Below are 19,150 nucleotides of genomic sequence, written 5' to 3'. Positions count from 1 at the left end.
GGGCCAGGTGGAACGGCGGGCTCCCGTCTGGTCAGGGTCAGGAAGGAGCCCGCCGGTCTGTTACGCGCGGCCGTGCGCCTGGCGGCTGCGGCGGCTGAGCGAGTCGATGGTGACGGCGATCAGGAGAACGCCGGCGGTGACCATGTAGCGCACGCTCGAGTTGAGGCTCAGCAGCGCAAGCCCGTTCGAGATCGACATGATCACGAGGGCTCCGAGGAGCGCGGAGTACGCCGAACCCCGGCCGCCGAACAGGCTCGTGCCACCGATCACGGCGGCCGCGATCGCGTTCAGGTTGGTGTCGGTGCCGCCGCTGCTCTGGTTCACGGCGACCAGACGGGCCGCGGCGAGCAGACCGCCGACCGCGGCGAAGGTGGAGCAGGCCGCGAACACGGACAGGTAGATCATCCGCACGTTGATACCGGCTCGCCGGGCGGCCTCGACGTTGCCGCCGACCGCCATCACCGAGCGCCCCCACCGGGTCCGCCGGACGGCGAGATCCGTGCCGACCACCAGCGCGAGGAAGAGCAGGAACATCGACGAGACGCCGCGATCGCCGTTCAGGATCAGCACCGGGATCAGCAGCACCACGGCGAGCGCGCCGGCCTTGATCGCGATCACCGAGTTCGGCGCTGCCGACAGTCCGGCACTCGCCCGGGCGCCGCGGGCGCGCAGCCGGGTCACCACGTACGCCGCCACGACAACGGCGATCAGCCCGTAGGCCAGGGCGGGGGAGAGGAAGCTGCGAGTGGCGAACCCGACGAGCGCGGAGTCGTACGGAAGGTTGAGTGAACCTTCCTTGCCGAGCACCAGTAGCTGGAGCCCGAGGAACCCGAGCAGACCGGCCAGCGTGATCACGAAACTCGGTACGCCGAAGCGTGTGTACAGAGCGCCGTAGAACAGTCCGATCACCAGGCCAATGGCGACGCCGGCCAGCAGCGACAGCAGCAACGGCCAGCCCTGGTTGACGAACGTCACGCCGAGGACGGCGGCGGACAGACCGCTGACCGAGCCGACGGACAGGTCGATCTCGCCCAGCAGCAGGACCAGAACGATGCCGAGGGCAATCACTCCGACCGAGGTGGTCTGCAGGGTCAGGTTGACCAGGTTGCGGCTGGACAGGAACGAGCTGTTCGCGATCTGGAAGACCGCCCAGATGATGATCAGGCCGACTACCACCGGCACCGAGCCGAGGTCGCCGGAGCGGAGCCGGGAGGTGAACGCCGCGATCGCGCCGCTGATCCCGTGACCGGCGATGAGTCGCTCGTCCTGGAGGTCGGCGGGTAGTTGTGCGGCGTCCGTCGTACCGGTGTCGCCGTTGGCCGGCGTACCCGGTGTTGTTCCGTTCACGGCCGCCGGGTCGGTGGAGTCGGGGCGCGGGGTGTCCTGAGGGCGGGTGCCGGATCCGTGCAGGCTCATGATGCGGGGCCCTCCTCCCGGGTCCGGCGCGCGGCGCGCTCGGAAACGGCGTTGTCGGTCGCGCCGGTGATGGCGGCGATGATGTCCTGCGTCTTGGTGTCACTCACCATGAAGACGCCGTTGTTGCGGCCGAGGCGGAGGACGGCGACGCGGTCGGCGACCGCCATCACGTCGGCCATGTTGTGGCTGATCAGGATCACGGCCAGGCCGCGTTCGCGCAGCCGCTCGACCAGGTTGAGGACCTCGGCGGTCTGAGCTACGCCGAGGGCCGCGGTCGGTTCGTCCAGCATCACGACCTTGGGCTGGCCGAGCAGGCTGCGCGCGATCGCGACGGTCTGCCGCTGGCCGCCGGACAGGCTGGCGACCGGGATCCGGACCGAGGGGATCTTGGCGGACAGCTGGCGGAGCAGCTCCCAGGACGAGCGTTCCATCTCGACCTCGTCGAGCACCCGGCCCCGGCGGAGCTCGCGGCCGAGGTAGAGGTTCGCGACCACGTCCAGGTTGTCGCACAGCGCGAGGTCCTGGAACACGGTGGCGATCCCGAGCTGCTGTGCCTCCGCCGGACTGCCGACCCGGACCTCCCGGCCGTCGAACACCATGGTCCCGTCGTCGGCGGTGTAGACCCCGGCGATCGTCTTCACCAGCGTCGACTTGCCGGCGCCGTTGTCACCGACCAGCGCCAGTACCTCACCGGCGCGGACGTCCAACTCGATGTTCTTCAGAGCCTGCACCGCGCCGAAACGCTTGGAGACCCCTCGCAGCGACAGCACCGTACCGGTGCCGACGTCGAGGGGTGTCGGGGTAACAGTCACTCGATCAGCCTCCTGGGCTTTGCGTTCAGGCCATGATCCCGGCGTTCGGCCCCGCGGGACAGGGCGACGGGGCAACAATTCCGGACTGGGCCGGGACAGCTGCCCGGTGTTGCCCCGCACCTCACTGCGGGGCAACACCAAGGGGGCGGTCAGTTGGTGCTCAGGCCCGCGGCGCTGCAGGCAGCGGCGAACGAGGCGGTGCAGATGTCGGTCACCTTGTAGATGCCGTCCTTCACCACGGTGTCCTTGATGTTGGCCTTGGTGACGGCGACCGGGTCGAGAATCGTCGACGGTACGCCGCTCTTGTCCGTGGTGGACTCGGGCTTGTTCCCGTTCGCCAGCGCGACCGCACCCTTCGCGGCGGCCTCGGCCTGCGGCTTCACGGCCTTGTAGATCGTCATCGCCTGGTCGCCGGCGACGATCCGCTGGATCGCGGCCAGTTCGGAGTCCTGACCGGTGACCGGCGGCAGCGGGGTCACGCCGCCACCCTTGAGCGCTGCGATCGCGCCACCAGCGGTGCCGTCATTAGCGGCGTACACGCCGACCAGGCCGTTCTTGATCGCGCTCAGCTGGCCTTCCATCCAGGCCTGCGCCTTGTCCGGGCTCCAGTCCGGGGTGTCGAACTCGGCCGCGACCTTGAAGCCGCTGGAGTCGAGCACGCTGTGCGCGCCCTTCTTGAAGTCGGCCGCGTTCGGGTCGGTCGGCGAACCGTTGATCATCGCGATGTTGCCGGACGTCTTGCCGGCCGCCTTCAGCGCGTCGAGCAGGGTCTGGGCCTGCAGCTTGCCGACCGCCTCGTTCTCGAACGACACGTAGTAGTTGGCGTTCTCGATGAACCGGTCGTAGGCGACCACGGGGACGTTCTGGCCCTTCGCGGAGGCGACCACCGCGGCGGCGGCCTTGCCGTCGACCGGGTCGAGGACGAGCACGTTCGCGCCCTGGGTCAGGGCCGCCTCGGCCTGCTGTTGCTGCTTGGCCGCGTCCTGGTCGGCGTTGCTGTAGATCAGCTCGCAGTCGCCGCAGGCCGCTTTGAGCGCCTCGGTGAACAGCGGCCGGTCGAGGGCCTCGTAACGGGTCGTCTTCGACTCGGGCAGCAGCAGCGCGACCTTCTTCGCGCCGCCCGAGCTGCCGGAGTCGCCGTCGTCGGAGCCACAGGCCACGAGGGAGACGGCGAGTGCGGAAACGGCGATGCCGAGGCCGACGAGACGGGATGCTGACAGGGACATACGGCGGCTCCTTGACGTGACAGGCCCGAGTAGGCCTGCCCCGAAGTCAAGCGGCCGAGGGCCTTGACGTCAAGACTTGAATTCAAGAAATAGACATATTGGCGTAACAGAGTCAGGTGGGACTGCCGGGGCGGTGGATGGTGCAGGGACTCAGGCGGGGGCGCTGAGGGCGTGCGAGTGGCTCAGGACGGACGCCAGGTGGATGGCGCCTTGTATGTCGGCGTCGTCGCCGAGCTCGGGTCGCCGCAGCTCCACCGTCGCGGCGGCGCTCGGGATCGCGCACCGGTCCAGCGCCTCCCGGAGTGGATCCATGATCAGCTCGCCGGCCTCGGCCATCAGACCGCCGACCACGATCACCTCGGGGTTGAACAGGTTCACCAGGCCCGCCACCGCGACGCCGACCCGGCGGCCGGCGTCCTCGATGACCCGGCGGCAGCCCAGGTCACCGGCCAGAGCGCGGGTGACGATGTCCTTCAGCCGGAGCGGACCGTGCGACGCCGCCAGGCTGTTGATGAGGGCCCGCGAGCCCACGAATGTGTCCAGGCAGCCGCGGTTGCCACACCGGCAGATCGGCCCGTTCTCGTCGATCGTGACGTGGCCGATCTCGCCCGCCGTGCCGGCCGAGCCGCGGAACACCTCGCCGTCCAGCACGATCCCGGCGCCCACGCCGTACGAGAACTTCAGGTAGCAGCCGTGCCGGACGCCGCGCAGGGCGCCGTTGCGCAGTTCGCCGAGGGCGGCGAGGTTCGCTGTGTTGTCGAGCGCGACCGGCGCGCGGAGGTGGCCGGCCATCGCCTCGGCGACGTTGACGCCGCGCCAGCCGGGCAGGACTGCGTCGGAGCCCGCCTCACCGCTGACCGAGTCGACCGGCGCGGGCAGGCCGAATCCGATCGCGGCGATGTCCTCGACACCGGAGCTGACCGTCTCGGCGAGGTCGGCGAGCAGCCGGGCGGCACGTTCCATCCCGTCGTCGGCGACGTGGTCGGCCTGTAGCGGCATCAGTTGCTGGGCGAGGATCTCGCGGGACTCGTTCGCGATCGCGACCCGGACATCGCGCTCGCCGAACGCGACGCCGGCCAGTAGGCCGCCGCCGGACGCGAGTGAGACGAGCACGGCGCGGCGGCCGTTGCGGATGCTCCGGGACAGGCCGACCGCGCCGGCCTGGTCGAGCTCGCGGACCATGTTCGACACCGTGGCGGCGGACAGGCCGGACGCGGCGGCGATCTCGACCTGGGTCAGCGGGCCGTGCTGGCGGACGACTCCGAGAACGCGCGCGCGGTTGGCTTCGCGCAGCGAAGCCTGTGATCCCGGCGCCGGGCGGGTTGCGTTCATTACATAAAGATAACGGATCGCGGGGCGTATGCCGCCGCACACCGGCCGTGAACCACAAACATCATCCTTCGACCTCGCCGTCACTACCCCACTTCACCGTCCATCGGTGACATTAATGCACCCCGTCTCCTGCGTGGTGGAGGAGCCGCACGGCGTGTGCAACTGCAGCGAGCACGACGTGGGGAAGCTCTGAGGCAAGCGCACGACGGAAGCGCCGCACAGCGAGCGCGCGATGGAACTTGAAGGCGCGCGGCGAGCGGGTGCTCGCAGCGCGATACGGCGTATGCCGGCGGTGCTCCACCCACGAGTGCGGACCGCCAGGCCATCACAATCGCTCCGGCACGCCCGACTCCCGCGGCGGGTGCCGTGACGGGTGGGATTGTGATGGCCTGGCGATCCGGACCTGCCCCACTCACCAACCGTGCTCTCCGTAGCTGGGTCACGCTCACCGGCCGGATCGCGGCGCCCGGCCGGTCAGGTTGGTGAGTGGCGCAGGTCCGCGGGCGGGCGGGGTGGGGAAGCGGTGCGGACAGCGGGTGGTGGAAATGCTGTACGGCGTGTGCCGGCGGCGCGGGTGTGGGGAGCAAAGGCGTGGGGGCGCGGGTGGTGAGGGTCCCGTGCGGCTGGTGCCGGTGGAGCGAGCGGCTCGTGCCAGTGGAGCGAGCGGGGGGAGTCGTGAGAGGGAGCGGGTGGCGGAAGCGGCGTACGGCGTGTGCCGGTGGAGCGAGCGGGCGGTGGGGAAGGTGTGCGGGGAGCGCCGAGGAGCTGGGCCTGACGGGGCTGATCGCGACGGATCGCCGTACTGGTGGTGGTCCGATTGGTGGTGGCGCGGGTGGCGGGAGGGGGCGGGGTTATGCCGTTAGGGCGAGGGTTAGGAGGGTGACCGGGAGGGTTAGTTCGATGGTGGCGCCGAGGACGTCGCCGGTGGTTCCGCCGAGGGCAGTTCGGGCGCGGCGGGTGGTGGCGAAGCTGGTGGCTACGGCTAGCAAGACGGCGGCCGCGGTGCCGGCGAGCAGGAGCACGTCGGGGGAGTGGCGGCTGACGACCTGGTCTGCCGTGAGCGGGGCACCTGAGGGCGTGGCGAGTGGTGCGCTGAGCCAGGCTAGGAGCAGGGCGGCGCCTAGTGCGGCGGCTGTGGTGAGGGTGGCTGTGAGGGGGCGGACTGTGCCGGCGACCAGGGCGCCGAGACCGTCTGGGCGGGCTCCAGGGATGGCCGTGCGGCAGGACCAGGGGAGGGTCAGACGGCTCGCGGTCGTGGCGATCAGGACGGCCTGCCAACCGAAGCCGGCCTGGATGCAGGCGGTCAGGGCGGCGACGTCCACGAGCAGTACGCCGACGATGGCCACGACGCCGAACGGGCCGATGTCGCTCTGCTTCATGATCCGGAGCATGGTCTCGCGGTCCCGCCGGCTGCCGAGGGCGTCCGCGAAGTCGGCGAGCCCGTCGAGGTGCAGCGCCCCGGACAGCCCTGCCACGACCAGTACGCCGAGCACCGCGGCCAGCAACTCCGCGTCCGGTTGCACGACCTGAGCCAACGCCAGAACCCCAGCCGCGATCCCGCCAAGCAGCACCCCGACAGCCGGCGCCAGCACCATCGCCCGCCCACCAACCACCCGATCAACCCGCGACGGCATCCCCGCCGGCAGCACGCTCAGCATCCCCACCGCCAGCCGCAACCCATCCGCCCACGCACCGCGACGGCTCTCAGGAGGCGTCATGTGAGGGGGAGGGTTCGGCCGGCGATGGTCCAGAGGACTTGGTCGGAGGTGAGGGAGATGGTGGTGTTGAGGCGGCCCATCAGGTCGCGGAAGAGGCGGGTGCCGGCGTCGGCGGGGACGACGCCGGAGCCGATGTCGTTGCTCACGGCAATCACCATCCGCGGCGTCCGGGACCACGCGTCGGCGAGGTCCTCGATGCGCTGCTCGATCAGCCCGGCCCGGCTCAGATCGGACCAGATCTCCAAGGTGTCCATGGTGCGCGACAGCCACAGCGTCAAGCAGTCGATCAGCAGCGGCGGACCGGCGGACTCGAGCAACGGGACCAGGTCGATCGTCTCCACCAGACCCCAGCTGGCCGGGCGACGAGCTTGGTGCTTGGCGACCCGCTCGGCCCACTCCGCGTCACCGGAGTCGTCTCCGCCGGTTGCGACGTACAGGACGTCCGGTTCCGCGGCAAGGCGGCGCTCGGCAGCGATCGACTTACCCGATCGCGCACCGCCGAGGATGAGGATTCGTTCAGACATCTGAGCTCCTGTTTTCGAAGCGCACCGGTGCGTCGAAGGCAGCCTTGCGGGCCGTCCGGCGGAAGGCGTTGAGGATCGGGCGACCGAGCGTCAGCACGAGTACGGCGCACAGCACCCCGCGCGGGATGTCCCACCCCAGCGACGTCGCGACCACGAACAGCAAGTACCGGTGCAGGTTGGCGGCCAGCTCGTCACCCGGGATGAAGGAGAAGTCGCTGCCGAAGGTCGCGTACGGCCAGAACCACAGGTTCATCACCACGCCGTACATCACCCCGGCCACCAGCGAGTACGCCGCCAGCACCATCAACTCCAACCGCCCGCCCACCCGAGGCAGCAGCCCGGCCAGGCACCCCACCCACGCGCAGGCGAACATCTGGAACGGCATCCACGGTCCGACCCCACCGGTGATCAGCGCACCACCCAGCAACGACACCGCCCCCAGCACGAACCCGAACCCGGCTCCGAACGCCCGCCCCGCCAGCACGAGCAGGAAGAACCCGGGCTCCAGCCCAGCCGTACCAGGGCCGAGCGCCCGGAGCGCAGTCCCCACGGCCGCGAGCATGCCGAGCAGCGAGATCACCTTCGCGTCGATGCCCGACTCGGACAGCTCCGCGAGTACGACGGCCACCAGCAGCGGCAGCAGCAACACGAACAGCCAGGGCGCATCCGTGGTGTGCCCGATCGCGGACGCACCCACCTGGTCGGTGTGGAGGAACAGCGGCCACCCGAACGCCAGCAGCCCGACCAACGACGCAACCACGAGGGTGGCTGTGCTGCGAGGCTTGAGCCGGACCAGCCGAAGCGAAGGGACGCGGAGCACACTCATGACGCACGCTCGAGTGCGGTCGCGACCTCGCCGACGGTCAGGAACGGTAGTGGGGCAAGGATCTTGGCCACTTGCGGAGCGAACGCCGGAGACCCCGCGATCACGGCGGCCGTCTCGCCGTCGCTCACCAGCTCACCTTCGGCCAGAACCATCACGCGGGTGGCGACCTCAGCCACCAGCTCCACGTCGTGCGTCGACAGCACGACCGCATGCCCGGCCGCAGCCAGCTCGCGCAAGATCGCCACCAGCCGCCGCTTGGCGCCGTAGTCCAGCCCGCGCGTGGGCTCGTCCAGCAGCACCAGCGGCGGAGCGCCACACAGTACGACGGCCAGCGCCAGACACAACCGTTGTCCCTCGGAGAGGTCCCGTGGGTGCATCGCGAAGTCGATCTCGGGCGACAGCCGATTCAGCAGGGCACGGCAACTGCCCGCCTGCACGCCGAAATCGGAGTCGGCGGCCGCACACTCCTCGGCGACCGTGGGGGCGTACAGCAGGTCAGCGGGCTCCTGCGGCACCAGTCCGACCGCCTTGACCAGCTCCGCAGGCTTGGTACGACGTGGGTCGGCTCCGGCGGCGACCGCCGTACCGGAGCGGACCGGCGCGAGGCCCACCAGAGCGTTGAGCAGTGTGGACTTGCCGGCGCCGTTGCGGCCCATGAGTGCGACGATTTCACCGGCCTTGATGCTGACCGACACTCCACGCAACGCCATCACGTCGCCGTAGGCAACGACCAGATCAGTGGACCGCGCGAGCTCCGGACCGTGCACAGCAACCGACCTCTGGGGCGCAGTGGAGTCGAGCCGGCTCCGCAACGCCACAGCAGCCCGCCGGGCGTCGCGCACCGACAGCGGCAGGGGAGACCAACCGGCCAGCCGTCCCAGCTCCACCACAGGCGGTGCGACCGGTGCCGTGATCATCCGATCCGCCGGAAGTCCAGTGGACACGGCAGCCGCTCCGCCCGGTACCTCGATCACGCGATCGGCGTACTGGATCACTCGCTCGAGACGGTGCTCCGCCATGACCACCGTGACGCTCAGGTCGTGCACGAGCCGCTGTAGTGCGGCCAGCACCTCCTCAGCCGCCTGTGGGTCCAAGGCAGACGTCGGCTCGTCCAGCACGAGCACGGCAGGATGCGAGGTGAGCGCGGCACCGATAGCGGTCCGCTGCCGCTGTCCGCCGGACAGCGAGGTCAACGCCCGATCCCGTACGTCGGCCAACCCGAGCAGATCCAGAGTCTCCTCGACCCGTCGCCGCATCACATCCGGCGCGACACCGAGCGACTCCATGCTGTACGCGAGCTCGTCCTCGACCGTGTCGGTGACGAACCCCGCCATCGGGTCCTGCCCGACCAGACCGACCACATCGGCCAGGTCGCGCGGCCGGTACTCGCGGGTGTCCCGCCCGTTCACCAGCACCCGGCCGGACAGCGTGCCGCCGGTGAAGTGCGGCACCAGTCCGTTGATTGCCCGCAGCAACGTGGACTTGCCGGAACCGGTCCGGCCGATCACGAGCGCCAGCTCGCCCTCGGGCACGGAGAAGCTCACGTCCCGCAGCGCCGGCTCCGCGGCACCGTCGTACGTGACTGTCACCCGGTCGAACTCGATCATGTGACCGCCCGCCTGACCAGCGGCGGTGCGACGAGCGCCGGCGCCAGTCCGATCAGTACGCCGACAACCGGCAGCACCGGAACCGGTGGCACCACCAACGGGCCAGCCAGCAGCAGACCGTAAACACCGCGCGCCGCCGCAGTGACCATGGCTCCGGCTGCGACTGCTCCGGAGGCGACGACCAACCACTCGGGCAGCGCCCATGGGTCAGGCCGGTACCGCGTCCGCGTGACCCGCTGCCGCCCGATCGCCATGGCTCCCACGGAAAGCAGCAGTCCCACGACCAGTGTGGCCGCGGCGATCGGGAACGACATGGCGTCGGTCAGCAACGCATAGACCCCGAGCAGAATGCCCAGCAACCCCAGCAGGACGGAGACCGCAGTCGTACGGCGCTGCGCCCGGGGGACCTGCGCCGTACGCCCGTAGCCGCGAGAGTCCATCGCGGCGGCGAGCTCCACCGACCTGTCCAAGGCACCCTCCAGCACCGGCATGGCTGTCGTACGGAAGGAGCCGCGAGTGCGGCCGCGGAGGCGACGGGCGGCGCGGATCCGGCGGGCGTCCGTCACCAACTGTGGTGCGAACGTCAGCGCGACCACGCAAGCCACGCCCATCTCGTAGAGGGCCCCGGGCAACGACTTGAGCAGCCGCCGCGGACTGGCCAGTGAGTTGGCCGCACCGATGCAGCAGAGCATGACCGCCAGCTGAAAGCCGTCGTACAGCGCGGTCAGCAGTGCCTCGAGGGTGACCTCGCCGCCGAGCTTGACCCCGTTTGCCCAGTCAGGCAAGGGGATCTGCGGCAGGATGAACAGCACCGTGTTCCCCTGCGAACGGGTGGAGAGCAGTGCCTGCAGCACCACGCGGACGCCGATGACCACCAGACCCAGTTTGAGGAACGCGGTGTAGCTGCTGGCCCAGGCAGCGTCGGAGCGGCGGGCGGCCACCACGAATCCGGTGACTGCGAGGATCAGCACGAGCAGCACCGGGTTCCGCGTACGGCTGGCCGCCACGGCCATGCCGAGCGCCCACAGCCACCAGGCCCCCGGGTGGAGTGCCCGGGGCAGCGTCAGTTGATGGACAGTACGCACTTACTTGGCGGTGCGCCGGCGGTTGAGGGCCAGACCACCGCCGGCCAGGGCGAGCACGACCACAGCGGCGATGATGATCCCGCTCCACGGCGCACCATCACCGCCGTCGTCAGAGGAGGAGGAGGCCGGAGAGGTCACCGCGGTCGAGCCGACCGCGGCACCGATCTGCAGCGTCACGGGGGCGTCGGTGGCCGGGACCTGGATGCTTTTCACCTGATCCCCGCAGCCCTTGGCCGGATAGCCCGCGATGCCGCAGGTCAGGCCCTTCTCGATCCGCACCGGCGCGACCGCCGCGAGGATCTTGGCGCCGTTCGCCTGGGTGTCCGTGACCACGCAGGTGCCGGTGGCCTGTCCCGGAGTCTCACCGCTGACCGCGTCCTCCGGCGTACCGGGGTCGACGACCAGAGCCACGCGCTTCTTGCCGGTCTCCGCCGGTGTCTTGCCACAGATGGCTTCGAAGTCGCCGGCTGCGCGCGGCACGCGGGGCTTCGCACCGCCGACGGCGTACCGCCAGCCCTCCACCGCCCCGTCGGCTGGGACGACGGCGTCAGCGCCCTTCTGGGAGAAGGCCCACTGGCCTGAGCTCCACTGGTAGTAGCCCCAGAAGCGATAGCCGTCCTCGGCCTGGGCGGTGGTGGCGACGGTCCCAGCCAGCAGGAGACCCGCCAGCGTGGCGAGGACCAGTCGTACGGTCCGGTGTGCAGTCATCTCGTGTCCTCTATCGGGCTCATGGCCCGGTGGAGGAGGTCCCGCCTGCTCCGGCAGGGTAGGGGCTCCACCCGCGGACCACGGCGGGTAGTTGAGCCTGTCTCCCTGCGGCACAGTGTTCCGGCTCGCCACCTGAGGTGGCCTACGGTTGCGGGTCAGCGCCGGACTCGGACCGGCTTCCCTGTGCACGCAGGAGTGGTTCGACCGAAGCCTACTCTGCGGAGGACAGACTCATCGGGCCGTAGACTTCCCGGCCGTCCTCCAGCAGGTACACCTGGCCGACGCCACGCTCGGCCAGGTCCCGCCAGCTCTCACCGAGCCAGCTCTCCGCGTCACCCTGAGCGGAGAACTCCGCCCCGCCGACCTCACCCGGGTCGACCAGGGCGCCGCTCGCGGTCTCGAACCGCCAGCTCCAGCTCATGAGCCGGGCCGGGTCTGCGGCGAGTTCTGCGCGGTCTTGGCCGGGTCGCGCTCGACGATCCCGCCGAGGACCTCGTCGATCCGCTTGAGCAGGGCTTCCTCGAGCTTCACACCGGAGGCCTTCACGTTCTCCACGACCTGCTCGGGGCGGGACGCGCCGATGATGGCCGACGAGACGTTCGGGTTCTGCAGCACCCAGGCGATGGCGAGCTGAGACAGCGCCAGGCCGGCCTCGTCCGCGAGCGGCTTCAGCTCCTGCACGCGGCTCAGCACGTCGTCGTTGAGGAACCGCTTGATCATGTTGGCGCCGTTCGCGTCGGTGGCCCGCGAACCTTCCGGTGGCTGCTGACCGGGCAGGTACTTGCCGGTGAGCACGCCCTGCGCGATCGGTGAGAACACCACCTGGCCGATGCCGAGCTCCTCCGAGGCCGGCACCACCTCGGCCTCGATCACCCGCCAGAGCATGCTGTACTGCGGCTGGTTCGAGACGAACGGGATGCGCAGCTCCCGGGCCAGCCGGTGGCCCTCCTGCAGCTGCTCGGCGGTCCACTCGGACACGCCGATGTACAGCGCCTTGCCGGACCGGACGACGTCGGCGAAGGCCTCCATCGTCTCCTCCAGCGGCGTCTCGGTGTCGAACCGGTGCGCCTGGTAGAGGTCGACGTAGTCGGTCTTCAGCCGCTTCAGGGAGGCGTTGATCGACTCGTGGATGTGCTTGCGGGACAGGCCGGTGTCGTTCGGTCCGAACGGACCGGTCGGCCAGTAGACCTTGGTGAAGATCTCCAGCGACTCGCGCCGCTCACCCTCCAGCGCCTCGCCGAGGACCGACTCGGCCTTGGTGTTGGCGTAGGTGTCGGCGATGTCGAACGTGGTGATGCCGGCCTCCAGGGCCGCCCGCACACAGGCCTTGGCCTGTTCGTTCTCCACCTGGGACCCGTGCGTGAGCCAGTTCCCGTACGAGATCTCGCTGACCTTCAAACCACTGTTGCCGAGATAGCGGAAGTCCATACCCCTGACCCTACTGTCCCCGGGCGGTGGGCACCGTCCCGGCGCCCGTCGTACCGAGGATCAGGACGGCTTCTCGCCGCGCTTGACCATGGGCTTGGGCAGTCGCCAGCGGCGCATCTGCATGGTCCGGCGGACCGCGTAGAACCCGAGGCCCTTGGTGGACTCCTTCGGGAACTTCACCGTCACCGCCCGGCGCAGCCCGGCCGAGAGCAGGAACCAGTCCAGCGCGATCAGCAGGATCATCGCCAGGAAGAGCAGGTTGACCACGCCGGCCAGCCAGAGGAACTGCCGGGAGAAGACCACGCCGATCAGGGACACCACCAGCAGGATCGGCAGCGCGAACTCCATCACCGAGTAGCGGGCGTCCACGTAGTCGCGGGCGAACCGCCGGACCGGGCCTTTGTCGGCGGCCGGCAGGTACCGGTCGTCGCCGGTGCGCATGGCGTCCTGCATCTTGGACCGCTCGGTCCGGACCTTCTCCCGCCGGTACGCCGAGGCCTCCCTGCGGTTGCGCGGCTTCTTCAGCGCGGCCTTGCGGGCGGCCTCCGCCTCCTTGCGGGTCGGCGTGGGGCGTCCCTTACCGCCCGGCTTGCCCTGGGGGTCGGCGGGTACGGTGGTAGCTGTCTCAGACTTGGTACGACGGAACACGGGGTCTGAACCTCATTCGGCAGGGCAGGTCGACTCGGGGTGGTCCCCGGACCTGGGTACCACTTTATCGGGGCCGGTCCTGATGGTGTGGTGACCCATAGGGACATAGGGTGGTTGACGCACGCCGGGTCGTCACGCCGGCACAGAAGGGGTACGGATATCGATGAGCATCTTCAGGCGGATGTCGACGATCTTCAAGGCCAAGGCGAACTCCGCCCTGGACAAGGCCGAGGATCCTCGCGAAACCCTTGACTACTCGTATCAGAAGCAGCTGGAGCTGCTGCAGAAGGTACGGCGGGGCGTGGCCGACGTGGCCACCAGCCGCAAGCGGGTGGAGCTGCAAGCCTCCCAACTGCAGTCCCAGTCGTCGAAGCTCCAGGAGCAGGCGCAGAAGGCGCTCTCGATGGGCCGTGAGGACCTGGCCCGGGAGGCCCTGACCCGCAAGTCCGGGCTGCAGGGCCAGATCGACGACCTGCAGACCCAGCACGCCCAGTTGCAGGGCGAGGAGGAGAAGCTGACGCTGGCCTCCCAGCGGTTGCAGGCCAAGGTCGAGTCCTTCCGGACGCGCAAGGAGACCATCAAGGCCACCTACACCGCGGCCGAGGCGCAGACCCGGATCAACGAGGCCTTCTCCGGCATCTCCGAGGAGATGAGCGACGTCGGCCTGGCGGTCCAGCGGGCCGAGGACAAGACCCAGCAGATGCAGGCCCGGGCCGGCGCGATCGACGAGCTGCTCGCCTCCGGCGCGCTCGACGACGCCAGCGGCAGCAGCAAGGACAGCATCACCCTGGAGCTGGACCGGATGTCGTCCAACTCCGACGTGGAGAACGAGCTGGCGGCGATGAAGGCCCAGCTCTCCGGCGGCAGTGCGCCGAAGGAGATCTCCGGTGAGGCACAGCAGCCCGCTCAGTCCGCCCAGCAGCCAGTGCAGCAGCCGGCCGCCGAGCCGGTGCGACCTCAGGACGGAGACGTTCGATGATCGTTCGCATCATGGGTGAAGGCCAGTACCGGCTGGCGGACGAGAAGCTGGACGCGCTCAACGCGGTCGACGGCGACCTGGAGAAGGCCGTCTCGTCGGGCGACGAGTCGGCGTTCCAGACCGCGTTCGCCGCGCTGCTGGAGTTCGTCCGCTCCGGTGCCAAGGTCCCGGACGACGAGCTGCACGACTCCGACGCCATCCTGCCGCCGGGCGACAGCTCGCTGGCCGAGATGCGCGAGCTGATCAGCGGCGACGGCCTGATCGCCGGCTGAGCAGACCCGGCGCCCGGTCGACCCGGCCGGGCGTCACCGATCATCCGTCCCCGACCCGGCGGCTGGTCACCACTGGTAGTCATCTGAAGACCCTCGGGCCCGTTCAGCGGGCCCGAGGGTCTTTGCACACCCGGCGGGTTGCGCAGCGGTAAACACTCGCGATCAGTGCTGTTGTACGCCGCATCCACGTAGTACTCTCTGGATCACGTCGTTGTGGGGGCGACGTTCAACGAGGTCCGTGACGGGGAGTGGGTTGGTCGCGGGCATCGCTTTTCACCTGTGGGGGGTGACTGTGCGTGACTGAATTTGTCATGTCCGAGGGGTTGGCCGATTCGGCTGACCTACGGCCGACGCCGTCGGGGGAACGACGTCGGCCGGTCTGGCTGGTTCCGGACGAGATCCCGGCGATCCTGCCGCGATCGGCCCGCTATACCGAGGCGCGCTGGGTGGCGAAGTACCGCCGGTACTCGCTGGCGGCCGACGTCGGCGCGGCGCTGATCGGCGGCTCGCTGGCGCTGGTGGCGCGGTTCGGGGCCCAGATCAACCTCGGCTATTTCGTGCTGACCGCGTTGCTGCCGATCGCCTGGCTGGCCTGTGTGGCGCTGCAGCGGGGCTATGAGACCCGCTACTTCGGCACCGGGCCGGAGGAGTTCCGGGCGATCATCCGGGCCGCGGTGGCGCTGACCGCGCTGCTCGCCATCACGTCGTACGCGACCAAGAGCGAGGTCGCTCGTGGTTTCGTCGTGCTGGCGGTGCCGATGACGTGCTTGGCGGCGATGGTCGGCCGCTGGCTGCTGCACCGCAGCATCTCCTGGCGGCGGTTCGCCGGGCGGTGCATGCGCCGGGTGCTCGTTGTCGGGCGCACCGACCAGGTGAGCACGCTGCGGAGGCACCTGGAGGAGCGACCGGCCGACGGCTACATCGTGGTGGCGAGCTGCCTGCCGCGCGGTGACGCCCTGGAGGGGCCGGAGCTCGAGCGGCTCGGCCGGACCGAGATGGACATCCTGGCCGCGGTCGACCAGTACGACGTGGAAGTCGTCGCGGTCGCTGCCGACCCGGAGCTGGCCGGCTACACGCTGCGCAAGCTGTCCTGGGCGCTCGAGCAGCGCGGTGTCGAACTGATCGTCTCGCCGGGCATCGTCGAGGTCGCCGGTCCGCGGATCTCGATCCGCCCGGTCGCCGGTCTGTCGCTGCTGCACCTGGAGCGACCGTCGGTCTCCGGCGGGCCGCACCTGCTGAAGAGCATCTTCGACCGGGTCGTCGGCTGCCTGCTGCTGCTCGGCGTCGCGCCGATCCTGCTCGTCACCGCGGCCCTGGTGAAGCTGACCAGCCGCGGGCCGGTGCTGTTCCGGCAGACCCGGGTGGGGCGCAGCGGTGAGCAGTTCTCGATGCTGAAGTTCCGGACGATGGTCGCCGATGCCGAGGCCCGCAAGGCCGAGCTCGTCGCGCTGAACGAGGGCAACGGAGTGCTGTTCAAGATGCGCGACGACCCGCGGATCACCAAGGTCGGCAGGTACCTGCGCCGGTTCTCGATCGACGAGCTGCCGCAGCTGGTGAACGTGCTCCGCGGCGACATGTCGCTGGTCGGTCCTCGGCCGCCGCTGCCGGCCGAGGTCGCGCAGTACGCGATCGACGACGCGCGACGGATGCTCGTGAAGCCGGGCCTGACGGGTCTGTGGCAGGTCAGCGGACGGAGCGACCTGACGTGGGAGGAGTCCATGCGGCTCGACCTGCGCTACGCCGACAACTGGTCGATCGCTCTGGACCTGCTGATCCTCTGGAAGACCGCTCGCGCCGTGCTCGGTAGCGACGGCGCCTACTGAGGAACTCGCCCCGGCCATCTGCCGGCCGGCGCGATGAAGGCACCAAACGTCGGGGGACGTCAATTACGCGGTGCATTCCCGAGGGGGGAATTCATGATGCAACACCTCAGTGCCGAGCCCGGTACTGATCAAAACACGACCGAAGACACCACGGTCCGGTCCGAAGCCGCGACCCTGGTGATCCAGGCCGCGTCGGGGGACCAGGGCGCGTGGAGCCGGCTGGTCGACCACTATGCGCGGCTCGTCTGGGCCGTGACCCGCAGCTTCCGGCTCAGCGACAGCGATGCCGCGGACGTCTCTCAGATGGTCTGGCTGCGGTTGCTCGAGCACATTCACCGGGTCGACCCCGAGCGGGTCGGCGCCTGGCTGGTCGTCACGACCCGCCGGGAATGCCTGCGGGTACTGGCGTTCCGCAAGCGCGTCCTGCTCACCTACGAGTCGGCCGCGTTCGAAGGGGTGGCGGGGGACCAGCCCGAGCTGGACGCGCACCTGCTCGCCGGCGAGCGGGCGGACGACGTACGCCGGGCTCTGGAAAGCCTCCCGGACCGGTGGCAGCGGCTGCTCGGCATGCTGATGGCCGACCCGCCCGCGCCGTACGCCGAAATCTCCGCCACCATCGGTATCCCGATCGGGAGCATCGGCCCGATCCGCGGTCGGTGCCTGGAGAAACTCAGGCTGCTGCTTGCCTCCTGAAGCAGCACTTGTACCGGTCCGGACGGCCTGCGATCAGAGAATGATCCAGGCGGTCCGGACCGGTCGCTGCGTGCTGCCGGGCCAGCGGAGCAGGAAGCTCACCAGCCGCGCCGCGGTCGGGCCCTCGGTGTCGCCGCCGCGGGACTCGACCATGACCGGACCGGACGGCGAGACCCGCAACTCGATGGTCAGGTCGGCCTGTCCGCGGACGTCGACGTCCAGGGTGATGCCGTGGCCGGCGAACCGCAGTCTGCGGATGTCGCCAGTACCGGGTGCGTCGACGATGCTGTCGAAGACCAGATCCAGGACGTCGAGATCCCGCTCGTGCCGCCCGAAGGCGGCATAGCCGACCGAGCGGAGCAGCGCGATCTGCTCACCGGCGGCACGCTCAGGAGGCCCGATCATGCTGCTCAGCGCTCCCCTTGGACCTTGATCACGCTGTCCTGGTCCTGGCCGTACGGCGCGCCCTGCCAGGCTGCCCAGTTCACCCGGTTGCCCTGCTCGTGCACGATGAAGTTCCACGGCCCGGCGTAGGTGTTGTCGTAGAACCGGTTGCCCTGGTGGAGCGTGATCGCGTCCTGCACGGTGGCCTTCTGGTACGGCGACCAGGTCGGGAACGTCCCCCAGTTGGAGAACAACCCGTTGTAGCCGCAGCCGGTCCGGAACGCACAGGTCGCCCCGATCTTGTCCGGCTCGAGGGTGAAGACGTTGTCGTGCACCCGCACGTTCTGCGTCTTCCACCGGCAGTCGCTCAGGTACGGCTGCTTGTTGATGGTGGTCGCGTTGCAGGTCTTGGCGTTGACCACCGAGGGATTGACCAGGGTTCCCGAACCGGTGCTGGTGTTGGCCGCGGACCCGGCGAACCGGTCGGCGTTCTCCCACAGGATCACGCCGGCCCAGTTGTCGGTGAAGACGTTCCCGCTCACCTCGAAGGTCTGGTTGAAGACGCCGGTCACCCGCGGGTCGCTGCCGGACTCGGAGATGTACAGCGCGGGCGTCGGGAAGCCGCTGTTCTCCGGTCCCTTGCCGAGACCGTTGCGGAGGAAGGTGTTGCCCCGGATGCCCGCGTTGTAGCTGGTCTCGTAGAGGATGCCCTCGGCCAGGTTGCCGGAGATGTAGTTCTCCTCGATCACGAACCCGGTGTTGTTGGTGTCCGCCCACAGCCCGACGCTGAGGTTGTCGTGGATCCAGTTGCGGCGCACGATCGCACCGGTGACCTCCCAGAACTTGCCGCCGCCGGTGCAGCCGCAGCCGCCCTTGAGCTTCTCCCAGTCGTCGGTGTTGTTGCCGGTGATCTCGTTGCCCTCGATCGTGATGCCGGCCACCTTGCCCGGGTTGTAGGCGTTGAAGCCGTACTGCCCGTTGTCCTGCAGGCAGTTGCCGCGCAGCACGTTGTGGTCGCCGACCATCACCCCGGCGCCGGCGTTGTCCTTGATGGTGTTGCCCGCGATCGTCCACCGGCCGGCGGCGTCGTGGTTCACCACGCCCTCGTCGTTGTTGCTCCGGACCGGACCGAAGTTCTGGATGGTCAGGTTCTTCACCGTGACCCCGGTCGCGTAGCCGGTGAAGGCGTAGCGGTTCTTCCGGCCGCCGTCGAGGATCGCCCCGGGCGCGCCGATGTAGATGTTGCCGTCCTTGGGGATGACCTGGGCGTACGGCCCGGTGCCGAGTCTGTGCGTTCCGGCGGTCACATAGAAGGTCGTGCCGGCCGGGTTCGACTGGGTGAGCGCGTCGAGCTTCTCGTTCGGGCCGACCACGACCGCGCCGGCCGGGGCATTGGCCGGGCCGAACAGCGCCCTGGCATTGCCGCAGATCTTTGCCGGCGGCTTTGTCGGCGCGGTGACCTGGGACAAGGTGGCCGCGGGCGAGGTGGAGCCGGGACCCGCCTTCTGAGTCGGCGAATCCCCGGTGAACACAGCGATTCCGGTCACCACCAGGGCGGCGACGAGGACCACCGCGGTCGCGACGATCGTGCGCGGGCGCCGGTACCACGCGGGTCCGTCGCCGGACGCCGGCGGTCGCGGGTCACGCTGTTCCATGGGGCTTCCTTCGG

General features: G+C 69.7%; 19 protein-coding genes and 1 riboswitch. Of the genes, 4 read left to right on the top strand and 15 right to left on the bottom strand.

Annotation, left to right across the window (positions count from 1 at the left end):
- Nucleotides 1-60: 60 nt before the first annotated feature.
- From AB0E63_RS06045 to AB0E63_RS05985, 13 genes are all read right to left on the bottom strand, one after another.
- A complete protein-coding gene (locus AB0E63_RS06045; protein ID WP_360362082.1) occupies nucleotides 61-1,416 on the bottom strand; it encodes a sugar ABC transporter permease in 1,356 nt (451 codons plus the stop codon).
- Nucleotides 1,413-2,228: an ATP-binding cassette domain-containing protein gene (locus AB0E63_RS06040; protein ID WP_360362079.1), complete on the bottom strand. Its 816-nt coding sequence runs from the start codon at nucleotides 2,226-2,228 to the stop codon at nucleotides 1,413-1,415. Before AB0E63_RS06040 ends, AB0E63_RS06045 begins: the two co-directional genes overlap by 4 nt.
- Before the next feature lie 149 nt (nucleotides 2,229-2,377).
- Nucleotides 2,378-3,454, bottom strand: coding sequence for a substrate-binding domain-containing protein (locus tag AB0E63_RS06035; RefSeq protein WP_360362076.1), 1,077 nt, complete (start codon nucleotides 3,452-3,454; stop codon nucleotides 2,378-2,380).
- A gap of 150 nt (nucleotides 3,455-3,604) precedes the next feature.
- Nucleotides 3,605-4,786 (bottom strand): ROK family transcriptional regulator, encoded by a 1,182-nt coding sequence (locus AB0E63_RS06030; RefSeq protein ID WP_360362074.1) that lies wholly within the window; start codon nucleotides 4,784-4,786, stop codon nucleotides 3,605-3,607.
- 851 nt (nucleotides 4,787-5,637) lie between these two features.
- Nucleotides 5,638-6,504 (bottom strand): adenosylcobinamide-GDP ribazoletransferase, encoded by an 867-nt coding sequence (locus tag AB0E63_RS06025; RefSeq protein WP_360362071.1) that lies wholly within the window; start codon nucleotides 6,502-6,504, stop codon nucleotides 5,638-5,640.
- Nucleotides 6,501-7,028, bottom strand: a complete 528-nt coding sequence (locus tag AB0E63_RS06020; RefSeq protein ID WP_360362068.1) for a bifunctional adenosylcobinamide kinase/adenosylcobinamide-phosphate guanylyltransferase — start codon at nucleotides 7,026-7,028, stop codon at nucleotides 6,501-6,503. Before AB0E63_RS06020 ends, AB0E63_RS06025 begins: the two co-directional genes overlap by 4 nt.
- On the bottom strand, nucleotides 7,021-7,854 hold the full coding sequence (locus AB0E63_RS06015; protein ID WP_360362065.1) for an ECF transporter S component: 834 nt from the start codon (nucleotides 7,852-7,854) through the stop codon (nucleotides 7,021-7,023). The genes AB0E63_RS06020 and AB0E63_RS06015 overlap by 8 nt, the downstream gene beginning before the upstream one ends.
- Nucleotides 7,851-9,461 (bottom strand): ATP-binding cassette domain-containing protein, encoded by a 1,611-nt coding sequence (locus AB0E63_RS06010; protein ID WP_360362062.1) that lies wholly within the window; start codon nucleotides 9,459-9,461, stop codon nucleotides 7,851-7,853. The genes AB0E63_RS06015 and AB0E63_RS06010 overlap by 4 nt, the downstream gene beginning before the upstream one ends.
- Nucleotides 9,458-10,546, bottom strand: a complete 1,089-nt coding sequence (locus AB0E63_RS06005) for a CbiQ family ECF transporter T component (protein WP_360362059.1) — start codon at nucleotides 10,544-10,546, stop codon at nucleotides 9,458-9,460. The genes AB0E63_RS06010 and AB0E63_RS06005 overlap by 4 nt, the downstream gene beginning before the upstream one ends.
- The gene (locus tag AB0E63_RS06000; RefSeq protein WP_360362056.1) at nucleotides 10,547-11,254 is read right to left on the bottom strand and encodes an SCO2322 family protein; all 708 of its coding nucleotides are present in this window, start codon (nucleotides 11,252-11,254) and stop codon (nucleotides 10,547-10,549) included.
- A 91-nt stretch (nucleotides 11,255-11,345) separates the two neighbouring features.
- Nucleotides 11,346-11,478: riboswitch (cobalamin riboswitch) on the bottom strand.
- Nucleotides 11,466-11,675 carry a hypothetical protein gene (locus AB0E63_RS05995; protein WP_360362053.1) on the bottom strand — a complete coding sequence of 70 codons (210 nt, stop codon included), beginning with the start codon at nucleotides 11,673-11,675 and terminating at the stop codon, nucleotides 11,466-11,468. Its footprint overlaps the riboswitch before it by 13 nt.
- Entirely contained in the window at nucleotides 11,672-12,682 is a 1,011-nt protein-coding gene (locus AB0E63_RS05990; protein ID WP_360362050.1) for an aldo/keto reductase family protein, read from the bottom strand. Before AB0E63_RS05990 ends, AB0E63_RS05995 begins: the two co-directional genes overlap by 4 nt.
- Nucleotides 12,683-12,742: 60 nt before the next feature.
- On the bottom strand, nucleotides 12,743-13,330 hold the full coding sequence (locus AB0E63_RS05985; RefSeq protein WP_360362047.1) for a DUF3043 domain-containing protein: 588 nt from the start codon (nucleotides 13,328-13,330) through the stop codon (nucleotides 12,743-12,745).
- 163 nt (nucleotides 13,331-13,493) lie between these two features.
- On the opposite strand from AB0E63_RS05985, the gene AB0E63_RS05980 reads away from it, so the two are divergent.
- From AB0E63_RS05980 to AB0E63_RS05965, 4 genes are all read left to right on the top strand, one after another.
- The gene (locus AB0E63_RS05980) at nucleotides 13,494-14,309 is read left to right on the top strand and encodes a PspA/IM30 family protein (RefSeq protein WP_360362044.1); all 816 of its coding nucleotides are present in this window, start codon (nucleotides 13,494-13,496) and stop codon (nucleotides 14,307-14,309) included.
- Nucleotides 14,306-14,581: a hypothetical protein gene (locus AB0E63_RS05975; protein WP_360362041.1), complete on the top strand. Its 276-nt coding sequence runs from the start codon at nucleotides 14,306-14,308 to the stop codon at nucleotides 14,579-14,581. The genes AB0E63_RS05980 and AB0E63_RS05975 overlap by 4 nt, the downstream gene beginning before the upstream one ends.
- Before the next feature lie 296 nt (nucleotides 14,582-14,877).
- Entirely contained in the window at nucleotides 14,878-16,404 is a 1,527-nt protein-coding gene (locus AB0E63_RS05970; protein WP_360362038.1) for a sugar transferase, read from the top strand.
- Between the two features lie 93 nt (nucleotides 16,405-16,497).
- Entirely contained in the window at nucleotides 16,498-17,097 is a 600-nt protein-coding gene (locus tag AB0E63_RS05965; protein ID WP_360362036.1) for a sigma-70 family RNA polymerase sigma factor, read from the top strand.
- Between the two features lie 33 nt (nucleotides 17,098-17,130).
- Here AB0E63_RS05965 and AB0E63_RS05960 read toward each other — a convergent pair whose 3' ends face one another.
- Nucleotides 17,131-17,502, bottom strand: coding sequence for a hypothetical protein (locus tag AB0E63_RS05960; RefSeq protein WP_360362034.1), 372 nt, complete (start codon nucleotides 17,500-17,502; stop codon nucleotides 17,131-17,133).
- 5 nt (nucleotides 17,503-17,507) lie between these two features.
- The gene (locus tag AB0E63_RS05955; protein WP_360362031.1) at nucleotides 17,508-19,136 is read right to left on the bottom strand and encodes a right-handed parallel beta-helix repeat-containing protein; all 1,629 of its coding nucleotides are present in this window, start codon (nucleotides 19,134-19,136) and stop codon (nucleotides 17,508-17,510) included.
- Between the last annotated feature and the right edge of the window lie 14 nt (nucleotides 19,137-19,150).

The sequence above is a fragment of the Kribbella sp. NPDC026596 genome (genome assembly GCF_040638415.1).
In the GTDB taxonomy this organism is placed as follows: Bacteria; Actinomycetota; Actinomycetes; order Propionibacteriales; family Kribbellaceae; genus Kribbella.
This window is presented reverse-complemented; position numbering and strand designations above follow the sequence as displayed.